This window comes from Deinococcus sp. AJ005 (genome assembly GCF_009017495.1).
Taxonomy (GTDB): Bacteria; Deinococcota; Deinococci; order Deinococcales; family Deinococcaceae; genus Deinococcus.
The window spans coordinates 690,630-709,832 of sequence record NZ_CP044990.1; the positions used below are offsets into that span (position 1 = coordinate 690,630).

Genomic DNA, 19,203 nt, shown 5'->3' on the forward strand with positions numbered 1-19,203 from the left:
TCAGGCCGTCGCCTGCGCCTCCGTTTGCCCCGCCAGAAGCAGCCAGGTACTCAGCACCGAATCCGGATTCAGGCTCACCGAGTCGATGCCCTGATCCATCAACCACTGGGCCAGCGCCGGGTGATCGCTCGGCCCCTGTCCACAGATGCCGATGTACTTGCCCGCTTTTTTGGCGGCGGAAATCGCCTGCGCCATCAGCGCCAGCACCGCCGGGTCCTGCTCGTCGAACAGGTCAGCTACCAGTCCCGAGTCGCGGTCCAGTGCCAGCGTCAGTTGGGTCAGGTCATTGCTGCCAATGGAAAAGCCGTCGAACAGTTCCAGAAACTGTTCGGCCAGAATCGCGTTGCTGGGAATCTCGCACATCATGATGATCTTCAAGTCGTTCACGCCGCGTTTCAGGCCGTTCTTCTCCAGAATCTCCAGCACGGTTCTCGCCTCGCCCACCGTGCGGACGAAGGGAATCATGATCTGCACATTGGTTAGGCCCATGTCGTCGCGCACGGCCCGCATGGCGTCGCACTCCAGCGCGAAGGCGGCGGCGAAGTCGGGGCTGCGGTAGCGGCTGGCCCCCCGGAAGCCGATCATCGGGTTTTCCTCGTGCGGCTCGTAGGCCGCGCCGCCGATCAGGTGGGCGTACTCGTTGCTCTTGAAGTCGCTCAGGCGCACGATCACGGGCTTGGGGGCAAAGGCGGCGGCAATGTTGGCCACCCCTTCCATCAGCTTGTCGCGGAAGAAATCGCGCGGCGAGGCGTAGCCCTGGATGCGCTCGTCAATGGCGGCCTTCACGTCCTCCGGCACGTCCGGGTAGTCCAGCAGGGCGCGCGGGTGGACGCCGATCACGTTGGAGCAGATGAATTCCACGCGGGCCAGCCCCACGCCCTCGTTGGGCAGCGCGGCAAACGAGAAGGCGCGGTCCGGCGAGGCCACGTTCATCATGATCTTCATGGGCACGTCGGGCATGGCGTCCAGCTCAATGCGGTGAACCTTGAAGTCGCGTTTGCCCTCGTACACGTAGCCGGTGTCGCCCTCGGCGCAGGACACCGTGACGGTCTGCCCGCTTTTCAGCTCGCGCGTGGCGTTGCCGCTGCCCACCACGGCGGGAATACCCAGCTCGCGGGCAATGATCGCCGCGTGGCAGGTGCGCCCGCCCCGGTTGGTGACGATGGCGCTGGCGCGTTTCATCACCGGTTCCCAGTCGGGGTCCGTCATGTCGGCCACCAGCACATCGCCGTCCTGCACGGAACCCATCTGCGAGATGTCGCTGACCACGCGCACGGTGCCGCTGCCGATGCGGTTGCCCACGGCGCGGCCTTCCACCAGCACGGTGCCCGCGCCGCCACTCATCTCGAAGCGCTCCAGCGTGCGTCCGCTGCGGCTCTGCACGGTTTCGGGGCGGGCCTGGAGAATGTAGATCAGGCCGTCGCGCCCGTCCTTGCCCCATTCGATGTCCATCGGACGCCCGTAGTGGTCCTCAATGGCAACGCATTGCCGCGCCAGTTCGGTCAGATCGGCGTCGTTCAGGCAGAAGCTTTGCGCCTCCTCTGCGGATACATCCACGCTGTCCACCCCGCCGCCGTCCGCGTAGATCATCTTGCGGGCCTTGCTGCCCAGGGTGCGGCGCAGCACGGCCTGTTTGCCTGCTTTCAAGGCGGGCTTGTACACGAAGAACTCGTCGGGGTTGATTGCGCCCTGCACGACCAGTTCGCCCAGGCCATACGCGGCGGTGACCAGCACGGCGTCGCGGTAACCGCTCTCGGTGTCGAGGGTGAAGGCCACCCCGGACACGCCCAGATCGGTGCGGACCATGCGCTGAATCCCGGCGGACAGCGCCACTTCCGCGTGTGCAAAATTCTGGTGAACCCGGTAACTGATGGCGCGGTCATTGTAGAGAGAGGCGAAGACGAGGCGGATGTGGTGAAGCACGCTGTCTATTCCACGCACGTTCAGGAAGGTTTCCTGCTGCCCGGCAAAGCTGGCCTCGGGCAGGTCCTCGGCGGTGGCGCTGGAGCGCACGGCCACGTCGGGATCGGTGACACCGGACTCGTGGGCCATACCCTCGTAGTCGGCGCGAATCGCGTCTTCCAACTGTTTTGGTAGGGCTGCGCCCTCCACCCAGCCGCGAATTTCCTTGCCCGCAGCCGCCAGAGCCACCACGTCGTTCACGTCCAGCGCGCTCAGGCGAGCGTTGATCTTTTCCTCGATCCTGTTCTCAGTCAGAAACAACCGGAAGGCGTCGGCGGTGGTGGCAAAGCCTCCTGGCACGCGTACTCCGGCCCCGGCCAGCCCATGAATCATCTCGCCGATGGAGGCGTTCTTGCCGCCCACGGTGTCCACGTCGGTCATCCTTAGTGTCTGGAACGCGCTGGTCATCTGCATGTGTTTCTCCGTTGCTGTGGGATAGAAAGAGCGAAAAACATCTGGGTTAGTGTTGGATACCCCCACAGTTTAACGGGTTTGGGCGGGCGTAGAGTGTGTCGGGGGCAGGGACACCCCCATTGCCCCACAGCCAACGGGCCGATCTGTCACCCTGGAGGCATGACCTCGGACCCACCGCCCGCCCGTCCGGTCCTGATCGTCAGCGACCACACTGGCCTGACCGCCGACAACATTGCCCGCGCGCTGCTGGCGCATTTTCCGGGGCAGCCGCTGCGCTATATCGCCCGGCCCTTCACGGCGGATGTGGCGGCGGCGCGGGCGGTGGCGCAGGAAGTGGCGGCCCTGAGCGCGGCGGGTGAGCGCCCGATCCTCTTTACCACCGTGACCCAGCCCGAAGTCCTGGCCGAGTTGCAGGCCGCCCCTGCCCGCCTGTTCGATCTGCTAACCCCCGGTATCAACGATCTGGAGGTAGAGCTGGCGCAGACGGCGGCGCGCACGGTGGGCAACTACCACGACATGCACGACTCGGGCGCGTACCTGGGCCGCATGGAGGCGCTGGATTTTGCCCTGGCCACTGACGACGGTATCGGTGACCGGCAGTACGGGCTGGCCGACGTGATCCTGGTGGGCGTCAGCCGGGTGGGTAAGACCCCCACCAGCCTGTTTCTGGCGTTGCAGCATGGCATTCGCGCCAGCAATTACCCGCTGGCCGAGGACGATTTCGAGCGCGAGACTCTGCCCGTTCCGCTGGAAAAGCACCGCGACAAGCTGTATGGCCTGACCATCGATCCGCGCCGCCTGCACGCCATTCGCACCCAGCGCAAGGCGGGCAGCCGCTACGCCAGCCCCGAGCAGTGCGAATTCGAGGTCCGCCGTGCTGAACGCCTGTTCCAGCGCGTGGGCCTGCCGGTGCGCGACACCACCAGCACCAGCGTGGAGGAAATTGCGGCGGGGATTCTGAGCGCCTTGAGGCGACGCTGAAGCCGCGCTGAGCGGAGGGCTACCCCGCCAGATGGCCTATGTTCCCTGGCCTCCGCCGCGCCGTAAATTGAACTCAGATGACCTCTGCACCCCAACCCGCCCCCGACGGCTGGCGCACCTTCGTGTGGCTGTGGAGTTCTCAGGCCCTGAGCGTGCTGGGATCGGCGGTGGCGGGCTTCGCTTTCAACATCTACCTGACGGTCACGCGTTTTCCGCTGGCCGAGCAGAAGCCGCAACTGGCGCTGGCGCTGTCGGCCACGGCGCTGGCCTGGGGACTGGCCGCCACCCTCAGCGCGCCGCTGGCCGGAACGTGGACGGACCGCCATGACCGCCGCCGCATCATGCTGGCCGCAGACCTGCTGGGCGCGCTGCTCACTTTCAGCATTCTGGGCCTGCTGCTGCTGCCCGCCGCGCCGCTGTGGGCGCTGGTTCTCGTCTCCGGCCTGATGGGATTGGTAGGAACCTTCCACGGTTCGGCCTTCGACGCCAGTTACACCACGCTGGTGCCCAAGGATCGCCTGCCGCGCGCCAACGGCATGATGCAGACCATCTGGAGTCTGGCCGGGCTGGTGGGTCCGGCGGTGGCCGCGTTGCTGATCGGCGTACCCGCGCTGCTGCGAAAGTCTGACGCCTTGCCCGGTTGGCTCTCGGGCCTACAAAACGGCGTGCCCTTCGCCTACGCTGTGGACGGCCTGAGCTTCGTGCTGGCCGCGCTGATCCTCTCGCGCCTGCATGTTCCGTCCCCGAAAGAGGTCACGGACCGCAGCCAGCCGCGTTCCTTCAAGGAGGACATGGCCTTCGGCTGGAAGTTCATCGGCAGCCGAAAGCCGCTGCTGGCATTGCTTCTTACGTTCGCCGTCGCCAACCTGTGCGGCAGCGGACTGGGCGTGCTGGAGCCGCTGATCGTCAAGTTCGGGCTGGCCGCCGACTGGCAGAGTCGGGGCAGCACCCTGACCGCCGCGCTGGCCACCCTGACCATCACCCAGAGTGTGGGCGGTGTGCTGGGCGGCGTCCTGATCAGCGTCTGGGGCGGCCTGAAAACGCAGCGGGTGTTGGGCGTCCTGCTGCCGATGATCGTGTCTGGGCTGGCGCTGGCGGCTTTCGGCTTCAGCTCCACGGTGCTGGGGGCCAGTGCGGCGCTCTTTGTCCTGGGCCTGACCTATCCGGCCATGAACGCGCATTCGCAGAGCATCTGGCAGTCGCAGGTGCCGCCCGCCATGCAGGGGCGCGTGTTCAGCGTGCGCCGCCTGATCGCGCAGTTCACCTCGCCCCTCAGCACCGCGCTGGCCGGACTGCTGGCCGCGCGCTATGCGGGGGGCCACGTTGCCATCGTCGCGGGCCTGTTGCTGGCCGGGGTGACGGCGGCGCAACTGTTCAATCCGGTGATCCGGCGGGTGGAGGACGGCCCGAAAGTGGTGACGGAGACGGCGCAGGAAGGTGGATTCGGCGGTTGAGGGCAGCCGGGCGGGTGACCTGTCCTCAACCCCACCCTCTGAACCCTTTCACACCATCTCAGCCGCTACACTATGGGGCGTGCTGGCTGTTCGTCTGTTTGTCATGGGGCTGGGATTGTTGCTGGGGTGGCTGGCTGGGCAGGCGCTGGCCTCGGCGCAGCCCACGGACCTCAACCGGGTCAATACCCTCAGTCTGATGCTGGCGGGCAGCCTGATCGCGCTGCTGTTCGCCCCGCGCGCCGAGAAACTGCTGACTGGCAGTGTGGGCCGCTTCTCGCGCTGGTATGCGGGTCTGTCGCCGCGCACAGTGGCGGCGGCAACCTTCGGCCTGATCGTGGCCCTGCTCCTCAGCGTCCTCTTAAGCAGCCTGTTTCAGAGCCTGCCCTTTTTCAACTGGTTCTGGAACCTGCTGGTCACGGTGATTCTGGCCGTGTTCTTCGTCAATTTTGCGGTGGGCCATGCGGAGGCGTTTGGGATGCTGGCCTTTCCACAGGTGCGCCGCCGCAGTGGCAGCAAGCTGCTGGACAGCAATGTAATCATCGATGGGCGCATTCTGGAACTGGTGCGTGCTGGGTTTCTGGACGGCGAACTGGTGGTGCCGGGTTTCATCCTGCGCGAACTGCAACTGCTCTCGGACAGCGGCGACGCCCAGAAGCGCACGCGCGGCAAGCGCGGTCTGGGGCTGCTGGAAGAACTGCGTGAGCTGAAGCCCATCCGCATCGAGGACTGGGACGACGCGGCCCTGAAGAGCGTGGACGACAAGCTGATCCGGCTGGCCCGCGAAACCGGTGGCCAGATCGTGACCAACGACGGCAATCTGGGCAAGATCGCCAAGCTGCACGGCGTCACGGTCCTGAGCATCAACGAGGCGGCGGTGGCCCTCAAGCCGCAGGTACAGGCAGGCGATCTGCTGGCCGTGACCATCACCAAGGGCGGCCAGCAGTCCGGCCAGGGCGTCGGCTACCTGGAAGACGGCACGATGGTGGTGGTGGAGGACGGCCTGAAATTCCGGGGCAAGCAGACCCGCGTGCAGGTGGTGAACAATGTGCAGACCAACGTGGGCCGCATGATCTTCGCCAAGCTGGAGCGGGAAGAGGTGGTGTAGGCGCTGCGCGCCGTCAAACAGTCCAAAAGTCTAAAATTCAAACCGTCCAACTGCCAAAAGAAGGCCCACAGTTCTTTAGCAGTTAGACGGTTTGACCCTTTGACAGCTCTCTACATATCCATCCGCTGCACGCTGCTTCCCGCCACGCTCTTGGTCACCAGCAGGCGGCTGGGCAACCGCTCGGACAGGCTTTCGACATGGGTGACGATGCCCACCATGCGGCCCTGGGTGCGGAGGCTTTCCAGGGCGTTTGCCACCGCTTCCAGCGCCTGTGGGTCCAGCGTGCCGAAGCCCTCGTCCAGAAACAGTGCGCCCAGAATCTTGTTCCCGGCCAGATAGTCGCTCAGGGCAATCGCCAGCGACAGGGAGGCCAGGAATGTCTCGCCCCCGGAGAGGGTCTTGACGCCGCGTGCCTCGCCCGCATTCCACAGGTCCTGCACCATGTACTCGCCTTTTTCCAGGGCCAGACGGTAGCGCCCATCGCTGATCTCGTGCAGCAGCAGGCCCGCGCGGGTCAGCAGTTGGGCCTCGACTTCGGCCAGCAGGAATTGCTGGAATTCATTGGCCTTCAGCGAGTTGGTCAGCGTCTGCCAGGTGTCCAGGCTGCGGGCGGCGTCGGCGGCCTGGGCCTCGATCTCGGCCTTGCGCTTCAGGCGTTCGCGTCCGGCCCGTTCCTGCTCGGCCAGACTCCCGGCGCGCTCGCGGGTGGCAGACAGGGCGGCGTCGGTGGCGGTCAGGTCACGGCCCACCTGTGACAGCTCTGCCGGATCGAAGGGGGCAGCTCCCAACTGGCGTTCCAGTTCGGCCAAGCTCTCGGCCAGTTGCGCCCGCTGGGCAGCCTGGGTGCGGGCAGCCTCCTCCAGCGCGGCGATGTCGTTTTCAGGTAATGCGGCGGCTCTGGCCTGTGCAGCGTCCATGCCCAGACTGGAAAGGGCAGAATCCAGTGCTGCCTGGGCCTCCGTGGCGTCCGCCTCCCGGCCCGCCGAGGCATTTTGCGCCGCCGCCAGCGTGGCATTGGCCGCCGCCAGATCGCCCGCTGCACGGGACAGGGCCGCCCCTGCCTCCTGTACACGCTTGCGGATAGCGATCACGTCGTTGAGGAGTTGACGACGTTTCCCGGCGGGGTCCGTGCCTGCCGCGCGCACCCGTCCCGCCAGTCCAGCCAGCAGGCGCAGGGCTTCCGTCTGAGGATCGCCCGTGACCAGCGCCTCAGCCGCGCGCAGATCGGCCTCGCGCTGTCCGGTGGCCTCCTGCCAGTTGCGGTTCTCGGCCTCCTTGTCGGCCAGCCATGTCTCGCGGGCCTTCAGGGCGGCGCGCAGATCGCTGAAGCGGGTGCGGCGCTCATCCAGCGTGGCGCTCAATACCTTCACACGGTCCTGCGCCGCGCCCAGATCGGCATGTGGGGCGTCGGGCAGTTCGCGCACTTCCTGCAAACACAGCGGGCAGTCCTCGCCCACATGCAGGTGCGTGCGGTAGGAGGCCAGCCCGGAGGTGAGGCGGGCTTCCTCCAGCGCCTTTTGCGCGGCTTCCAGATCGGCCTTGGCCGTCTGACCGTCGCGTTTGACGCGTTCCAGCTCTGCCTTTTCCTGCGCTTGTGCCGTTTCCTCGGCCTTGAAGCGGGTCAGCGCTGAATTCAGGCCCAGTCGCTCGGCCTCGATCTTGACGCGCTCCTGCCGGTTCTTCTCGGCCTTTTCGGCCCCGGCGCGGGCCACCAGAAAGGCGTCCTCATCCCACTCCAGCGGCTGTGCGTGGGTGGTCTGGGGCGTGCCGCCGGAACGCTTGAGGCGGGCGGCGTCGGCCTCGGCCTCACGCAGTTTGTCGGCGCGGGCTTCCAGATCGGGGATACCTGCCTCGGCCTCCTGCGCGGAGTCCAGATTGGTCTGGGCGGCCTCGGCGGCGCGGCTGGCCTGGGTGGCGGCCCCCTGCGCTCCGGCCAGCGCGCGGGCCTCACGTTCGGCGGCAATCCGGGCACGTTCGGCGGCGTCCAGCAGCGGCAGCACTCCGGCCACCCGGCGGGCCTGCACTGCTTGCACGGCCCCGGCCTGCACCCCGGCGGCGCGGGCGTCCAGCGCGACCAGACGGCGACTGGTGTCCTCGCGTGCCTTCCAGACCTTCTCGGTCTCGCGCAACCGGGCCTGACTGTTCTGCAAGGCTTCACGGCGGTCATGCAGCGTCTCGGCATCGGCATCGGTGCGTTCGCGTTCGGCGCGCAGATTTGCCACGGCCTCGGCTGTCACGTCCGCGTATTCGTTCTCCAGCACGCTGTTCAGGCTGCCCGCGCGGTGCTTCAGCTCTTTGGCCTTGTCAGAGGCGACGCGCTGCATGGCGGCGACGTGTTCCAGCCCGGTCAGCTCGCCCAGAATGGCCTGCCGCTCTTTGCCTGTGCCGTGCAGCAGGCGGGCAAACTCGCCCTGCGGCAGCATCACGCTGCGTGTGAAGTTCTTGAAGGTCAGGCCCAGCACCGTCTGAATGCGCTCGTTGACCCCCTTGACGCCGCCGTCGCTGAGATTGGCCCAGCGCCCGTCTGCATCCTTGCGCTCGAAACGCACCTCGTTCTCGGCCTGCTTGCGGCCCTTGGTGCGCGAGGCACGGTACGTCACGCCGCCGGTCTCGAAGGTCAGGCCCACGCTCATGCCGCGTTCGCCCTGCGAGATCAGTGCGTCCAGCCCGGAGCCGCCCAGTCGCTCGGTGTAGCCGTACAACGCAAAGGTCATGGCGTCCAGCAGGCTGGATTTCCCGCTGCCCGTCGGCCCCACCAGCGCGAACAGTTCCAGATCGCCAAAGTCCAGCTCGGTGAACTGGCGGAAGGCGGTGAAGCCCTGGACTTCAAGACGGATGGGTTTCATGGGCGGCCCTGCGGGGGTCTGAGGGTCTGAAGGTTTAAGAGTCCGAATGCGGTGGAGTTGGATTGGGCGAGTTCGCTGCTGACCTGCTCCCTCACCCCAGCCCTCTCCCGCAGGGGGAGAGAGAGAAAAGCCCGTTCTGAGCAACTTTTGATGGGCAGATGGCCGTCGAAAGTCAAGTCGCCCCACGTTTTAGCGGTTAGACAGTTAGACCGCTCGACCTTTAGACCACGAGCAACGCGAGTCACGCCACTTCCTCCGCCCGCGCCGCCTCGTCCGCTTCCTTGAAGGCGGCGCGCAGATCGTCGGGCAATTCGCCGCGCCGCTCACGGTAATACTGCTCGTAGAGCTGGGTCAGGCTCAGGCCCTCGCGTTTCAATTCGGGCAGGGCGAGGTCTTCCTGATTGGCCTCCAGGTCCACCGCCAGGGTGTTGGGGGCCAGCTTCAGCACGCGGTCTTTCAGGCCGGGCAGGGCGGTTCCGGCGGGGGCGCGCACCACCACTTTTAACAGGCCGTTAAAGTCGCCCAAGGCTTTAATGCGCGCCTCCACGTTGTCCAGGTCAGCGCGAATGGTTTTCAGCTCGCGTCCACTTGCCAGCGGCAGGGCGTGAACGCGGGCGGGGCGTCCAGCCTCCACCTCCACTAAGTTGACCTGCTTTTTCTCGCCGCCCTCGCCAAAATCGAGCTGGATGATGCTACCGGGATAGCACGCCAGTGGGGCCTCCGAGATCTGCTGAGGCTTGTGAATGTGGCCCAGCGCCACGTACTGCGCGCCCGCAGGCAGTTGCAGGCCCGACAGGGTGTACTGGTTGGTCAGGTCAAATTGCAGCGTGCGCTCGGAGCCGCTGGGCACCGCGCCGTCCATCGTGGCGTGGGCCATCAGCATGTTCACGCTGTCCGCGCGGAAGCCTTCGCCCAGGCGGCGCAGAAAGAAGCCCATGCCCTCGCGGTATTTCTGCCGCCACGCCCCCGTGTCGCCGCCCATCAGGTCGGCGGCCTTCACCAGCCTCCGCTCAGACAGGTACGGCAGCGCGCCCACGGTCAGGGTCTCGCCGCCCTTCGTTTCAATACTTCGCACCATGTCCAGCGGGTTGGCCGTGGGCTGCGCCACCGCCTGAATGCCCACCCAGCCCAGCAGCCCGGTCACCGATTCCAGCCGCGCGGAGCTGTCGTGGTTGCCAGCGATGACGATACCCGGAATCCCGGCGTCACGTAGGCGCAGAAAGAAGTCGAACACGGCGGCCTCGGCGTCTGCCGAGGGGTTGCCGGTGTCGAACAGATCACCGGAGACCAGCACGGCGTCGGCCTTCTCGCTGCGGGCCAGTGCGGCAATTTCGGTCAACGCCTCGTGGATTTCGGGGGTGCGGTCATAACCACGCAGGTTGCGGCCCGCATGGAAATCAGCGGTGTGAAGTACGCGCATTGCAGAAAAATCTATCACGAGTAGGGTGGATTGCCCCAGCCCATTTCGCAGCCAGGAAGCAGTTGAAGTACACACCCAGATCATCTTCAGGATCGTGCAGCGCGTTGAACTCCTGGCTTGCCTGAACACCGTCATCACGCTGGACGAGATTTACGACGGCGTGCTGCCGTTGCAGTCCCAACCCCCACCCGGGCGCTAGACTAAATCCGTGACTGCTTTTTCGCCCCCTACCGAAGCCTTCCGCGTGACGGGCGGGGTCAACCGTGTGCGTTACCGCGCCGAGTCGGGCTTTACCGTCATGACCGCCCGCATCGTCAACGACGAGGGCGAGGACCCCGACGCCACCGTGATCGGCATGATGCCCCCGCTGGATGCCGGGGACACCTTCAGCGCCGACGTGCTGATGGAGGAACACCGCGAATACGGTTACCAGTACCGCGTGCTGAACATGGTGTTGGAAGCCGCGCCCGCTGACCTGACAGAGGCTGGGGTGGCCGCCTATCTGGAGGCCCGCGTGGGTGGCGTGGGCAAGGTGCTTGCCAAGAGAATTGCCGGGATGTTCGGCCCCGCCACCTTCGACGTGCTGGAGAACGATCCGAATAGGCTGTTACAGGTGCCGGGCGTCACGGCGTCCACGCTGCACAAGATGGTCAGCAGTTGGTCCCAGCAGGGGCTGGAGCGGCGGTTGCTGGCGGGTTTGCAGGGTCTGGGCCTGAGCATTTCGCAGGCACAGCGGGCCGTCAAACACTTCGGGGAGGCGGCGCTGGAACGCCTGACCGCCGATCTCTTCGCGTTGACCGAGGTGGAGGGCATCGGTTTTCTGACCGCCGACAAGCTGTGGGCCGCGCAGGGCGGCTTGCAGGACGATCCGCGCCGCTTGACCGCCGCCGCCGTGTATGCCCTCCAGCAAGCGGCGCAGCAGGGGGGGCACTCCTTCCTGCAGCGTCACCGGGCCGAGCGCGGCGTGGCGCATTACACCCGCGTTTCGGCGGCCCAGGCAAAACTGGCGGTGGAGACGGCGGTGGAACTGGGCCGTCTGTCGGACGATGAAGCTCCGCTGTTTGCCGAGGAAATGAACTCGGAGCACCGCAACGAGAGCCGCATTTACCTCCCGCCCACGTTACGCGCCGAGAAGAAGCTGGCCTCCCTGATCCGCACGCTGCTGGCGACGCCGCCGGGTGGGGATGAATGGACCGTGCCAGCAGGCGCGGCGCAGGATTTATCGGATGAACAGGCGCAGGTGCTGGAGCTGCTGGCCGAACACCGTCTGGTGGTGTTGACGGGCGGCCCCGGCACCGGCAAAAGCACGGCGACCCGCGCCGTGGCCGATCTGGCTGAGGGGATGGGTCTGGAAGTCGGCCTGTGCGCCCCCACCGGCAAGGCGGCGCGGCGGCTGGGCGAGGTCACCGGGCGCAGTGCCAGCACCATTCACCGTCTGCTGGGCTTCGGCCCCGCTGGCTTCCGGCACAACCATCTGGAACCCGCGCCCTATGACCTGCTGATCGTGGATGAGGTCAGCATGTGCGGCGACGGCCTGATGCTCTCGCTGCTCTCGGCAGTGGGCGCGGGCGCGCGGGTGCTGCTGGTGGGCGACACCGATCAGTTGCCCCCGGTGGACGCGGGATTGCCCCTGCTCGCGCTGACGCAGACCGCGCCCACCGTGCGGCTGGAAACGGTCTACCGTCAGGCCGCTCAGAACCCGATCATCCGCGCCGCCCATGATCTGCTGCACGGCTCCGCGCCGACATGGGGCGATCCCCGTTTGAATCTGACCGAGGCTGATCCAGACGGCGGGGCGCGGCGGGTGGCGCTGCTGGTGCGCGATCTGGGCGGGCCGACGCAGGTGCAGGTGCTGACGCCCATGCGCCGGGGACCGCTGGGCATGGAACACCTGAATTATCATCTCCAGGGCCTGTTCAATCCGGGTGAGGGCGGCATCAAAATCGCGGACGGCGAGGCTCGGGCCGGGGACATCGTGGTGCAGACCAAGAACGACTACACCAATGAAGTCTTCAACGGCACGCTGGGAACCGTGCTGAAGGCCGAGAACAACCGCCTGACGGTGGATTTCGACAACAACATCGTGGAACTGGCGGGCGCAGAACTGTTCAACGTGCAGCTGGGCTACGCGCTGACCGTTCACCGCGCGCAGGGCAGCGAGTGGCACAGCGTCCTGACCGTGCTGCACGAGGCGCACATGCCCATGCTGTCGCGCAATCTGGCCTACACCGCCCTGACCCGCGCCCGCGAGCGTTTCTTTGCCGTCGGCTCGGCCTCGGCGTGGCAGAAGGCGGCAGGGCGGCAGCGCGAAACGCGGAATACGGCGCTGCTGGAGCGGGTACGGGCGCGCTGATCTCCTTGCGGCCCTTGCATTAAGACTGACAGAGTTCTGACTTCCCCCAATCTGGGGTGAAGTTTTCGGCATTTTTCCTTCATACTGACTTCATGTCCATTACGCCCCGTTCCCCCGCCCGAACCACCGAGGGAGCCACGTTGATCGTGTCGTTGCTGTTCGTGATGCTGCTGCTGGCGGTGATCATGTCGGTCACGGCGCAGGTCACGCTGTCGTCGCGGCGCTCCAGCGTGGACCAGCAGGCGCTGCTGAGCGCGCGCTACGCCGCCGAATCCGGCGTGGCACGGGTGCAGGCGCGGCTGAAGGTGATGAAGGCTTTGCTGGACGACGCCACCATCCCGGCGATCACCCGGAATTCGGTGGTCGAGAGCCAGATCGCCGCGCTGTGCGGGCTGGCGGTTCTGCCGCCTCAGCCGCTGCCTACGCCGGCCAATCCGGTTTCCACCGTCTGCACGTTTCCGGCGGACGGCCTGCGGGATGCGGGCGGAGGGCGGGTTACTCTGCTCACCAACGCAGTCAAGGCCGCCGACTTTGCCAAAGAGGGTTTCAGGGCCACTGGTGATCAGGCGCGCGCAAAGTTCTGGGGAGAGATGTTTTCCGGCACGGCAGGCATGCAGTACGCCGGTCCAGCAGGCCAGAACGGCAGCTACGGCGTTCAGTTTGGCCTGGTGCCCACCCGGCTGGACCGTCAGCAGGGCCAGTACCGACTGTACTTTGAAGTTCCCTCGGCGCAGTCGCAGGGCGTGACCGGGTCCACCACCCAGCGGCTCAGCGCCCGCGCCACCAATGGCGGCAAGGGGGAATATTACCTGCTGATCAGCCGCGAGCCGTTCGCCAAGTTCGGCCTGTTCACCAACCGCCAGTTCCAGAGTCCACAGGCGGAGGCCGACGATACGCTGATCACCTTCACTGAACGCACGCTGTTCAGCGGCCCCGTGCATACCAATGGACGCTTCACGTTCTACAAGACGCCCACTTTCTGGGGCGAGGTCACCTCGGCAGGTTGCCCGCCGGGACCGGGGCTGATCGGTGAGGTGGCGGGAAAGCTGAATTGCTTGGTCCCCGCCGAGCCGGGCGCGCGCTTTGGCATCGCGCCGTCGCAATTCCTGACCCCGTCGCAGATGGCTGGACGAGGTCCCCCCGATAACCTTTCCACAGCAGATGCCCCCAGGGTCGGCGAGACTCAGCCGCAGTTCAAGTCGTCGGTCAAATGGGACGCCGACTTTATTCCGCTGCCCACCAACTCCCAGAACCAGCGGGCCGCCGCCCTGGGCTATGACCTCGATCCGCTGAGTGGCCAGGCCATCCCACTGCCCACTGCTGGGCTGGCCCTTAGCGGCGACGTGGATCAAATGCGGCTCTGGCGCGATGAGATCGGCGGGCAGGAGCGGCAGCGCATCAGTTACACGCAAAACGGCGCAACGGTCGAACTGTCGTATGGCCAGGACGGCACCCTGTTCATTGAGAACAATGGGGCGTGGGTTCCTGCCGGACGTGATGCCGCCGGAACTGTTGGGCCTGCGGGCGGCCCCTTCGCCACGGTCAAGCCCTTCAACGGCGTGATCTCGGTGGACGGCGGCAAGATTGCCAACCTTAACGGCGGTCCCAATGTGGCCCAGAGCGGCCCGGCGGGGGCCAGCATCGCCAGTTTCGCCGGGGTCACGGTGGCGGCCACCGGGGACGTGAACATCACCAGCAGCCTCAAATACACCGTGCCGCCTTGCGGCGGTGAGAATACCGAGACCGCCGCCGCGCGCTGTGACCAGCAAAACGCCCAGAACATCCTTGGCATCTACTCCAGTGGCAAGAAAGAAGGGAACGTGGTGACTCCGGGCAACATCAACCTGATCAGCCCCAAAAGCTGCCCGGACGGCATCGGCAACTGCCCCAATATCGGCGTCAACCCGCAAATTCATGCGGTCCTGATGGCCAGCCAGGGAGCGGTGCAGGTCCAGGGTTACAACCAGGGTTCAGCCGATAACTCACTGGGCAAGGTCAACCTGATCGGCGGGATCATTGAGGACTATTACGGCGCGTTCGGCCAGACCGATGGCCACGGCTATGGCCGCAATTTCGTCTACGATCAGCGGACCTACGACGGGTTCAGCCCCCCGTCCTTTCCCACGCAGAAAGACTGGACCGTGGTGCTGCGGCTCAAGGCGACTGATCAGGACCTCCAGAAGAACACTGGCCTGGGCATCCGCCTTCAGGGCGACGCCGTGAGTGCGGGCAAGTGAGGCCAGTGATGCGGACGCGCACTGGGCACTCTCAGGCCGGATTTACCCTGCTAGAACTGCTGGTGGTCATCGCTATTCTGGGCATCATCGCGGGGGCATTCAGCCTGTACCTGATCCGCAGCCTGCGCCAGAGCGAACTGCGCGACGCGGCCTATCAACTGGTAGGTGACCTGCGCCGAGCGCGAACTGGGGCGCAGAAATCGGGGGTGATCAACGCTGTGGCGATCACCTCCAATACCTCCGAGTATTTTTTGATTGTGGCGGGAGGGACTGGTCAGGTCCGCACGTTGCCGCACGGTGTCAAGGTTGCTCCAGTGGACACCACAATCATCCTGAACTATCAACCGCCCTTCGGCACCCTGGACACCACGGGCGTCTCGTGGAGGCTCACCAGTCCTTCCAATCCCAACCTGAATCTGTGGGTCAAGGCCATCGGCATTACGGGGAAGGTGATGGTCAGTGCAACGCAGAACTGAGTCTGGTGTGGCGGCGGGCCTGACCATCATTGAGGTGCTGGTCAGCATCGCCCTGCTGAGCGTGATCGTGCTAGTGGTTCTGACCCCCCTGACTGGCTTTTTTGGCCTGACCCGCAAAAGCAACCAGCAGGTCAGCGCCACCCAGGCGGCCCAGCGCGCGATGGAAGCCCTGCGCGGCGACTGGCTGAGTCAGAGCAATTACGATAAGAATTGCCTGACGAATCCGGCGGTTCTGGATGGTCTGAAGATCGAGATTACAGCTCTGGATGTAGATAACCAGCCCACGGGCACCCTGGGGAGACCTGGCACCTGTGGGGCGGTCATCAGTCAGCCACCGCTCAAGCGTGTGCGGATTACTCAGGTGGACCCTCAGAACAGCAATAAGCTGCTGGCCGAGCTGATTGTGGAAGTGGACCGCCGATGAAGCGCCGCGCTACAACACAGGGCCTGACCCTGATCGAACTGCTGGTGGCCATCGCGCTGGGGCTGCTTGTTCTGCTGGCCGCCACCAACCTGCTGATTTCCTCGTCCCGCAGTGCCACCGACGTGCAGGGCCGCAGCGAACTGCTGGAGGAAAGCCAGATCGCCCAGAACTACATGGCCGCGCAGATTCGGGAAGCAGTCTACGTGTTTCCAGCAGGGACGACGATCACGCTGGGAGCGACGGGATATACCTTCAAGAATCCAGTCACGAGCAATGGAACCTGGGTGGTCGGCCAAGCCGATGCGCCGATTGTGGCGTTTGTTCGCCCGCCTCAACTGCTGCCCGCAGGCGCAAACACCTGCGCCAGCGATGTCAAATACTGTTACCAGTTCTTTGCGTATTACCCGGTGCGGCGGAGCGTCTGGACTGGCTCAGGTGGGGCGACTTCCCTGAACAATCCAGGTATTGACACCAGCAACACAGACCGCTGGGTCTTGGTGGAATATCGCAGCAATTATGCCTCGGCACCCGCACTCTCCAGCCTGAATGTTTCAGGCTACAGTGCAGCCAGCGGAAGTTCGGGCCGCCTCCTCCTCGATTACGTCCAACCCCAAGCCCTGGCTCTCGCGAATACCCCACCCCTGTTCGAGGTCATCACACCGCCTGCGGGGACGCTTCAGGCCCCTGGCAACACCTCTGTCACCATCAATCTGGCCGTGTCGCGGCAGACGCGCGGGCGGGCGGTCACGGTGCCGCCGCGCAACGCCACAACCACTGGGCCGCAGAGCGTGACGCCGCTGGTGGTCACGCCGCGCAACGTGGGCAATCTGTCGCCCTGAATACCCAGGCTGGCGCGTGATACCATGAAATCCCGGAGGCCAAGCGCCCCGGTTTTTCTTTTTTGGCCCCGCTACAGAATGTGTACAGACCGCGTTCGGGGGGCAAAGCGCTTGGAGATTTGGGCATGAAATATATCTTTGTCACGGGCGGCGTGGTTAGCTCTCTAGGAAAAGGCGTGGCAAGTGCCAGCCTGGGCGCACTCTTGCGGGCGCGCGGGTACCGGGTCACAGCGGTCAAGATCGATCCGTACATCAACATCGACGCGGGCACCATGCGCCCCTACGAACACGGCGAGGTCTTCGTGACCGCTTCCGGCGCGGAAACTGATCTGGACATCGGCAACTACGAGCGCTTTTTAGATCTGGATATTCCGCCGGGTAGCAACATCACCACCGGACAGGTTTACCAGGAGGTCATCCGCAAGGAGCGCGCCGGGGATTATCTGTCGCAGACCGTGCAGGTCATCCCGCATATCACCGACGAGATTAAGAGGCGCATTAAAGTGGCCGGGGAGAACGCGGGCGCGGAGATCGTGCTGATTGAGGTGGGCGGTACGGTGGGCGACATAGAATCGTTACCCTTCCTGGAGGCCATCCGGCAGTTCCGTTTCGACGAGGGTGACGAGAACGTGCTGTACCTGCACCTGACCCTGGTGCCGTACCTGGGCACGTCCAATGAATTCAAGACCAAGCCCACGCAGCACAGCGTCGCCACCCTGCGCTCGGTGGGCATCAGCCCCGACATCGTGATGGTCCGCAGCAAGGAAAAACTGCCCAGCGAGATCACGCGCAAGATTGCGCTGTTTACCTCGGTGCGTGAGAACCGCGTCTTTAGCAGCTTCGACGTGTCGCACGTCTACGAGGTGCCGCTGGCGCTGGAGGAACAGGGGCTGGGCAAGGCGGTGGAGGATTTGCTGAAGCTGGAGCGGGTGCATCCCAATCTGGGCGTGTGGTCGAATGCCGTGCGGACCATCAAGCAGCCCACACGCGCCGTGACCATTGCGCTGGCAGGCAAGTACACGGCGATGCCCGACGCCTACCTGAGTCTGCTGGAATCGCTGACGCACGCTGGAATCGCCAACGACGCCCGCGTGAACATCAAGTGGATCAACGCCGAGGAGTTAGATAATTCCAGTGAGGAAGAGGGCGGCCTGGAAGCGCAACTGGGTGACGTGGACGGCATTCTGGTTCCCGGCGGCTTCGGCATCCGGGGCATCGAGGGCAAGATTCACGCCGCGCAGTACGCGCGCACGAACGGGGTGCCGTACCTGGGTATCTGCCTGGGCATGCAGATCGCCGTGATCGAGTACGTCCGCAACGTGGCCGGACTCCAGGGGGCCAACAGCACCGAGTTCGACGGGTATGCCCCGCACAAGGTCATCGACCTGATGCCCGAACAGGTGGAGATCGCTGGGCTGGGGGGCACCATGCGGCTGGGCGACTGGCCGATGGATCTGAAAGCTGGCACGAAGATTGCCAGTCTTTACGGCATCCCGGACGGCGGCACGGTGCGCGAACGCCACCGCCACCGCTTCGAGGTTAATCCCGCCTACACGCAGCGGTTGCAGGACGCGGGCCTGACCATCAGTGGCGTGACGCCGGGGGTGGCGGGCCGGGGCGCGGGGCTGGTAGAAAGCATCGAGATTCCGGGGCATCCGTTCTTCGTGGCCTTGCAGGCCCACCCCGAATTCAAGAGCCGTCCCATGCGCCCCAGCCCACCATTCGCGGGATTCGTGGCGGCGGCGCTGGAACGGCAGGATGCCGAACGGTCTGGCCGCCCGAGCGCAGAGTCGGAAAGTCAGCCGATGCCCAGCGCCTGAAGCGCCGCATCCACCTGCGCTTCCAGTTCTGGCAGGCCCGCGTCATTCTCGATCACAAAGTCAGCCTTTTGCCGCTTCTCAGCGGCGGGGGTCTGGCGGGCGTCTCTGGTCAGCACCTCCTCACGCGAGAACTGGCTGCGCTCCATCACGCGCGCCACGCGCAGATCCAGCGGGGCGTCCACCACCAGCACGGCGTCCATGCTGGCTTCCAGACCGCCCTCGAACAGTAGCGGCACGTCTTGCACGGTCCACCGTGCGCCGTCCGCCACAGCCTGCTGTTCCAGCACAGTCATGCGGGCGCGCACGCGGGGGTGGACAATCGCGTTCAACTCGGCCAGCCGGGCCGGATCGGCAAAGGCGACGGCGGACAGGGCCGGGCGGTCCAGCACACCGCCCCTGACCGTGCCGGGAAAGGCGGCCTCGATCCGCTCTAGCGTTTCGGGTTCCTCCGTGGCCAGCCGGGCCTGGGCGTCGGCGTCCAGCACGGTCAGGCCGCGTGCGCGCAGCAGCGCCGCCACGGTGCTTTTGCCCGCGCCGATGCTACCCGTCAGGCCCAGACGGCGGGGTGGGGGAGGGGGGGAGGCTGAATCGGTCATGGCCGTGACTATATGACTGTGGCTGAGACGAGGTGATCCCACGGGGGAGGGGGGAGCAGGCGGCCCATCAGCCCCGCGTCAAATGGATGGCGGACACTGCGGCCAGATGAAGTCCCCGCGCGTTCTACACCGCCTTTCTGCTGCTTTCCCTGTTGCTCCCCTGGCTCCAGGCACTCTCACTGGCACTTCACCCCCGCGCGCCCGGCACTCCCGTATCATGCCGGGCGTGTCCCATGACGATCAGGACGTGGTTTCGGATGGCCAGGAGGGATCGGC

General features: G+C 65.5%; 13 protein-coding genes. 9 read left to right on the forward strand and 4 right to left on the reverse strand.

The window, feature by feature from the left end:
* Window positions 1-2,376: a phosphoenolpyruvate synthase gene (gene ppsA / locus DAAJ005_RS05285; protein WP_151846199.1), complete on the reverse strand. Its 2,376-nt coding sequence runs from the start codon at window positions 2,374-2,376 to the stop codon at window positions 1-3.
* A 159-nt stretch (window positions 2,377-2,535) separates the two neighbouring features.
* On the opposite strand from ppsA, the gene ppsR reads away from it, so the two are divergent.
* The 3 genes from ppsR to DAAJ005_RS05300 all read left to right on the forward strand — a co-directional run bounded on the left by ppsR (window position 2,536) and on the right by DAAJ005_RS05300 (window position 5,916).
* Window positions 2,536-3,357, forward strand: a complete 822-nt coding sequence (gene ppsR / locus DAAJ005_RS05290) for a pyruvate, phosphate dikinase/phosphoenolpyruvate synthase regulator (RefSeq protein WP_151846200.1) — start codon at window positions 2,536-2,538, stop codon at window positions 3,355-3,357.
* 77 nt (window positions 3,358-3,434) lie between these two features.
* Entirely contained in the window at window positions 3,435-4,811 is a 1,377-nt protein-coding gene (locus DAAJ005_RS05295) for an MFS transporter (RefSeq protein ID WP_151846201.1), read from the forward strand.
* Between the two features lie 79 nt (window positions 4,812-4,890).
* A complete protein-coding gene (locus DAAJ005_RS05300) occupies window positions 4,891-5,916 on the forward strand; it encodes a PIN/TRAM domain-containing protein (RefSeq protein ID WP_151846202.1) in 1,026 nt (341 codons plus the stop codon).
* 110 nt (window positions 5,917-6,026) lie between these two features.
* Here the strand turns inward: DAAJ005_RS05300 and DAAJ005_RS05305 are convergent, their stop codons facing one another.
* Both DAAJ005_RS05305 and DAAJ005_RS05310 read right to left on the reverse strand, forming a co-directional pair.
* Window positions 6,027-8,762 (reverse strand): AAA family ATPase, encoded by a 2,736-nt coding sequence (locus DAAJ005_RS05305; protein ID WP_151846203.1) that lies wholly within the window; start codon window positions 8,760-8,762, stop codon window positions 6,027-6,029.
* Window positions 8,763-9,003: 241 nt separating this feature from the next.
* Entirely contained in the window at window positions 9,004-10,182 is a 1,179-nt protein-coding gene (locus DAAJ005_RS05310; RefSeq protein ID WP_192930876.1) for an exonuclease SbcCD subunit D, read from the reverse strand.
* 208 nt (window positions 10,183-10,390) lie between these two features.
* Here DAAJ005_RS05310 and DAAJ005_RS05315 point away from each other — a divergent pair, with 208 nt between their 5' ends.
* From DAAJ005_RS05315 to DAAJ005_RS05340, 6 genes are all read left to right on the forward strand, one after another.
* Window positions 10,391-12,535 (forward strand): ATP-dependent RecD-like DNA helicase, encoded by a 2,145-nt coding sequence (locus DAAJ005_RS05315; protein WP_151846205.1) that lies wholly within the window; start codon window positions 10,391-10,393, stop codon window positions 12,533-12,535.
* Window positions 12,536-12,627: 92 nt separating this feature from the next.
* On the forward strand, window positions 12,628-14,772 hold the full coding sequence (locus DAAJ005_RS05320) for a DUF4900 domain-containing protein (RefSeq protein ID WP_151846206.1): 2,145 nt from the start codon (window positions 12,628-12,630) through the stop codon (window positions 14,770-14,772).
* Window positions 14,773-14,780: 8 nt separating this feature from the next.
* Window positions 14,781-15,248, forward strand: a complete 468-nt coding sequence (locus DAAJ005_RS19365) for a prepilin-type N-terminal cleavage/methylation domain-containing protein (RefSeq protein WP_151846207.1) — start codon at window positions 14,781-14,783, stop codon at window positions 15,246-15,248.
* A complete protein-coding gene (locus DAAJ005_RS05330) occupies window positions 15,232-15,672 on the forward strand; it encodes a hypothetical protein (RefSeq protein ID WP_151846208.1) in 441 nt (146 codons plus the stop codon). Before DAAJ005_RS19365 ends, DAAJ005_RS05330 begins: the two co-directional genes overlap by 17 nt.
* A complete protein-coding gene (locus tag DAAJ005_RS05335) occupies window positions 15,669-16,511 on the forward strand; it encodes a PilW family protein (protein ID WP_151846209.1) in 843 nt (280 codons plus the stop codon). The genes DAAJ005_RS05330 and DAAJ005_RS05335 overlap by 4 nt, the downstream gene beginning before the upstream one ends.
* Before the next feature lie 125 nt (window positions 16,512-16,636).
* A complete protein-coding gene (locus tag DAAJ005_RS05340; protein WP_151846210.1) occupies window positions 16,637-18,331 on the forward strand; it encodes a CTP synthase in 1,695 nt (564 codons plus the stop codon).
* On the opposite strand, the gene coaE is transcribed toward DAAJ005_RS05340, so the two are convergent.
* A complete protein-coding gene (gene coaE / locus DAAJ005_RS05345) occupies window positions 18,310-18,927 on the reverse strand; it encodes a dephospho-CoA kinase (RefSeq protein WP_151846211.1) in 618 nt (205 codons plus the stop codon). The two genes, DAAJ005_RS05340 and coaE, sit on opposite strands and share 22 nt — an antisense overlap.
* Window positions 18,928-19,203: the final 276 nt, after the last annotated feature.

What these genes read in the sequence shown, in the direction of transcription:
- DAAJ005_RS05340 (WP_151846210.1), top strand. Translation starts at nt 16,637, where the DNA reads ATGAAATATATCTTTGTCACGGGCGGCGTGGTTAGCTCTCTAGGAAAA.
- ppsR (WP_151846200.1), top strand. Translation starts at nt 2,536, where the DNA reads ATGACCTCGGACCCACCGCCCGCCCGTCCGGTCCTGATCGTCAGCGAC.
- DAAJ005_RS05335 (WP_151846209.1), top strand. Translation starts at nt 15,669, where the DNA reads ATGAAGCGCCGCGCTACAACACAGGGCCTGACCCTGATCGAACTGCTG.
- DAAJ005_RS19365 (WP_151846207.1), top strand. Translation starts at nt 14,781, where the DNA reads ATGCGGACGCGCACTGGGCACTCTCAGGCCGGATTTACCCTGCTAGAA.
- DAAJ005_RS05295 (WP_151846201.1), top strand. Translation starts at nt 3,435, where the DNA reads ATGACCTCTGCACCCCAACCCGCCCCCGACGGCTGGCGCACCTTCGTG.
- ppsA (WP_151846199.1), bottom strand. Translation starts at nt 2,376, where the DNA reads ATGCAGATGACCAGCGCGTTCCAGACACTAAGGATGACCGACGTGGAC.
- coaE (WP_151846211.1), bottom strand. Translation starts at nt 18,927, where the DNA reads ATGACCGATTCAGCCTCCCCCCCTCCCCCACCCCGCCGTCTGGGCCTG.
- DAAJ005_RS05305 (WP_151846203.1), bottom strand. Translation starts at nt 8,762, where the DNA reads ATGAAACCCATCCGTCTTGAAGTCCAGGGCTTCACCGCCTTCCGCCAG.
- DAAJ005_RS05320 (WP_151846206.1), top strand. Translation starts at nt 12,628, where the DNA reads ATGTCCATTACGCCCCGTTCCCCCGCCCGAACCACCGAGGGAGCCACG.
- DAAJ005_RS05310 (WP_192930876.1), bottom strand. Translation starts at nt 10,182, where the DNA reads ATGCGCGTACTTCACACCGCTGATTTCCATGCGGGCCGCAACCTGCGT.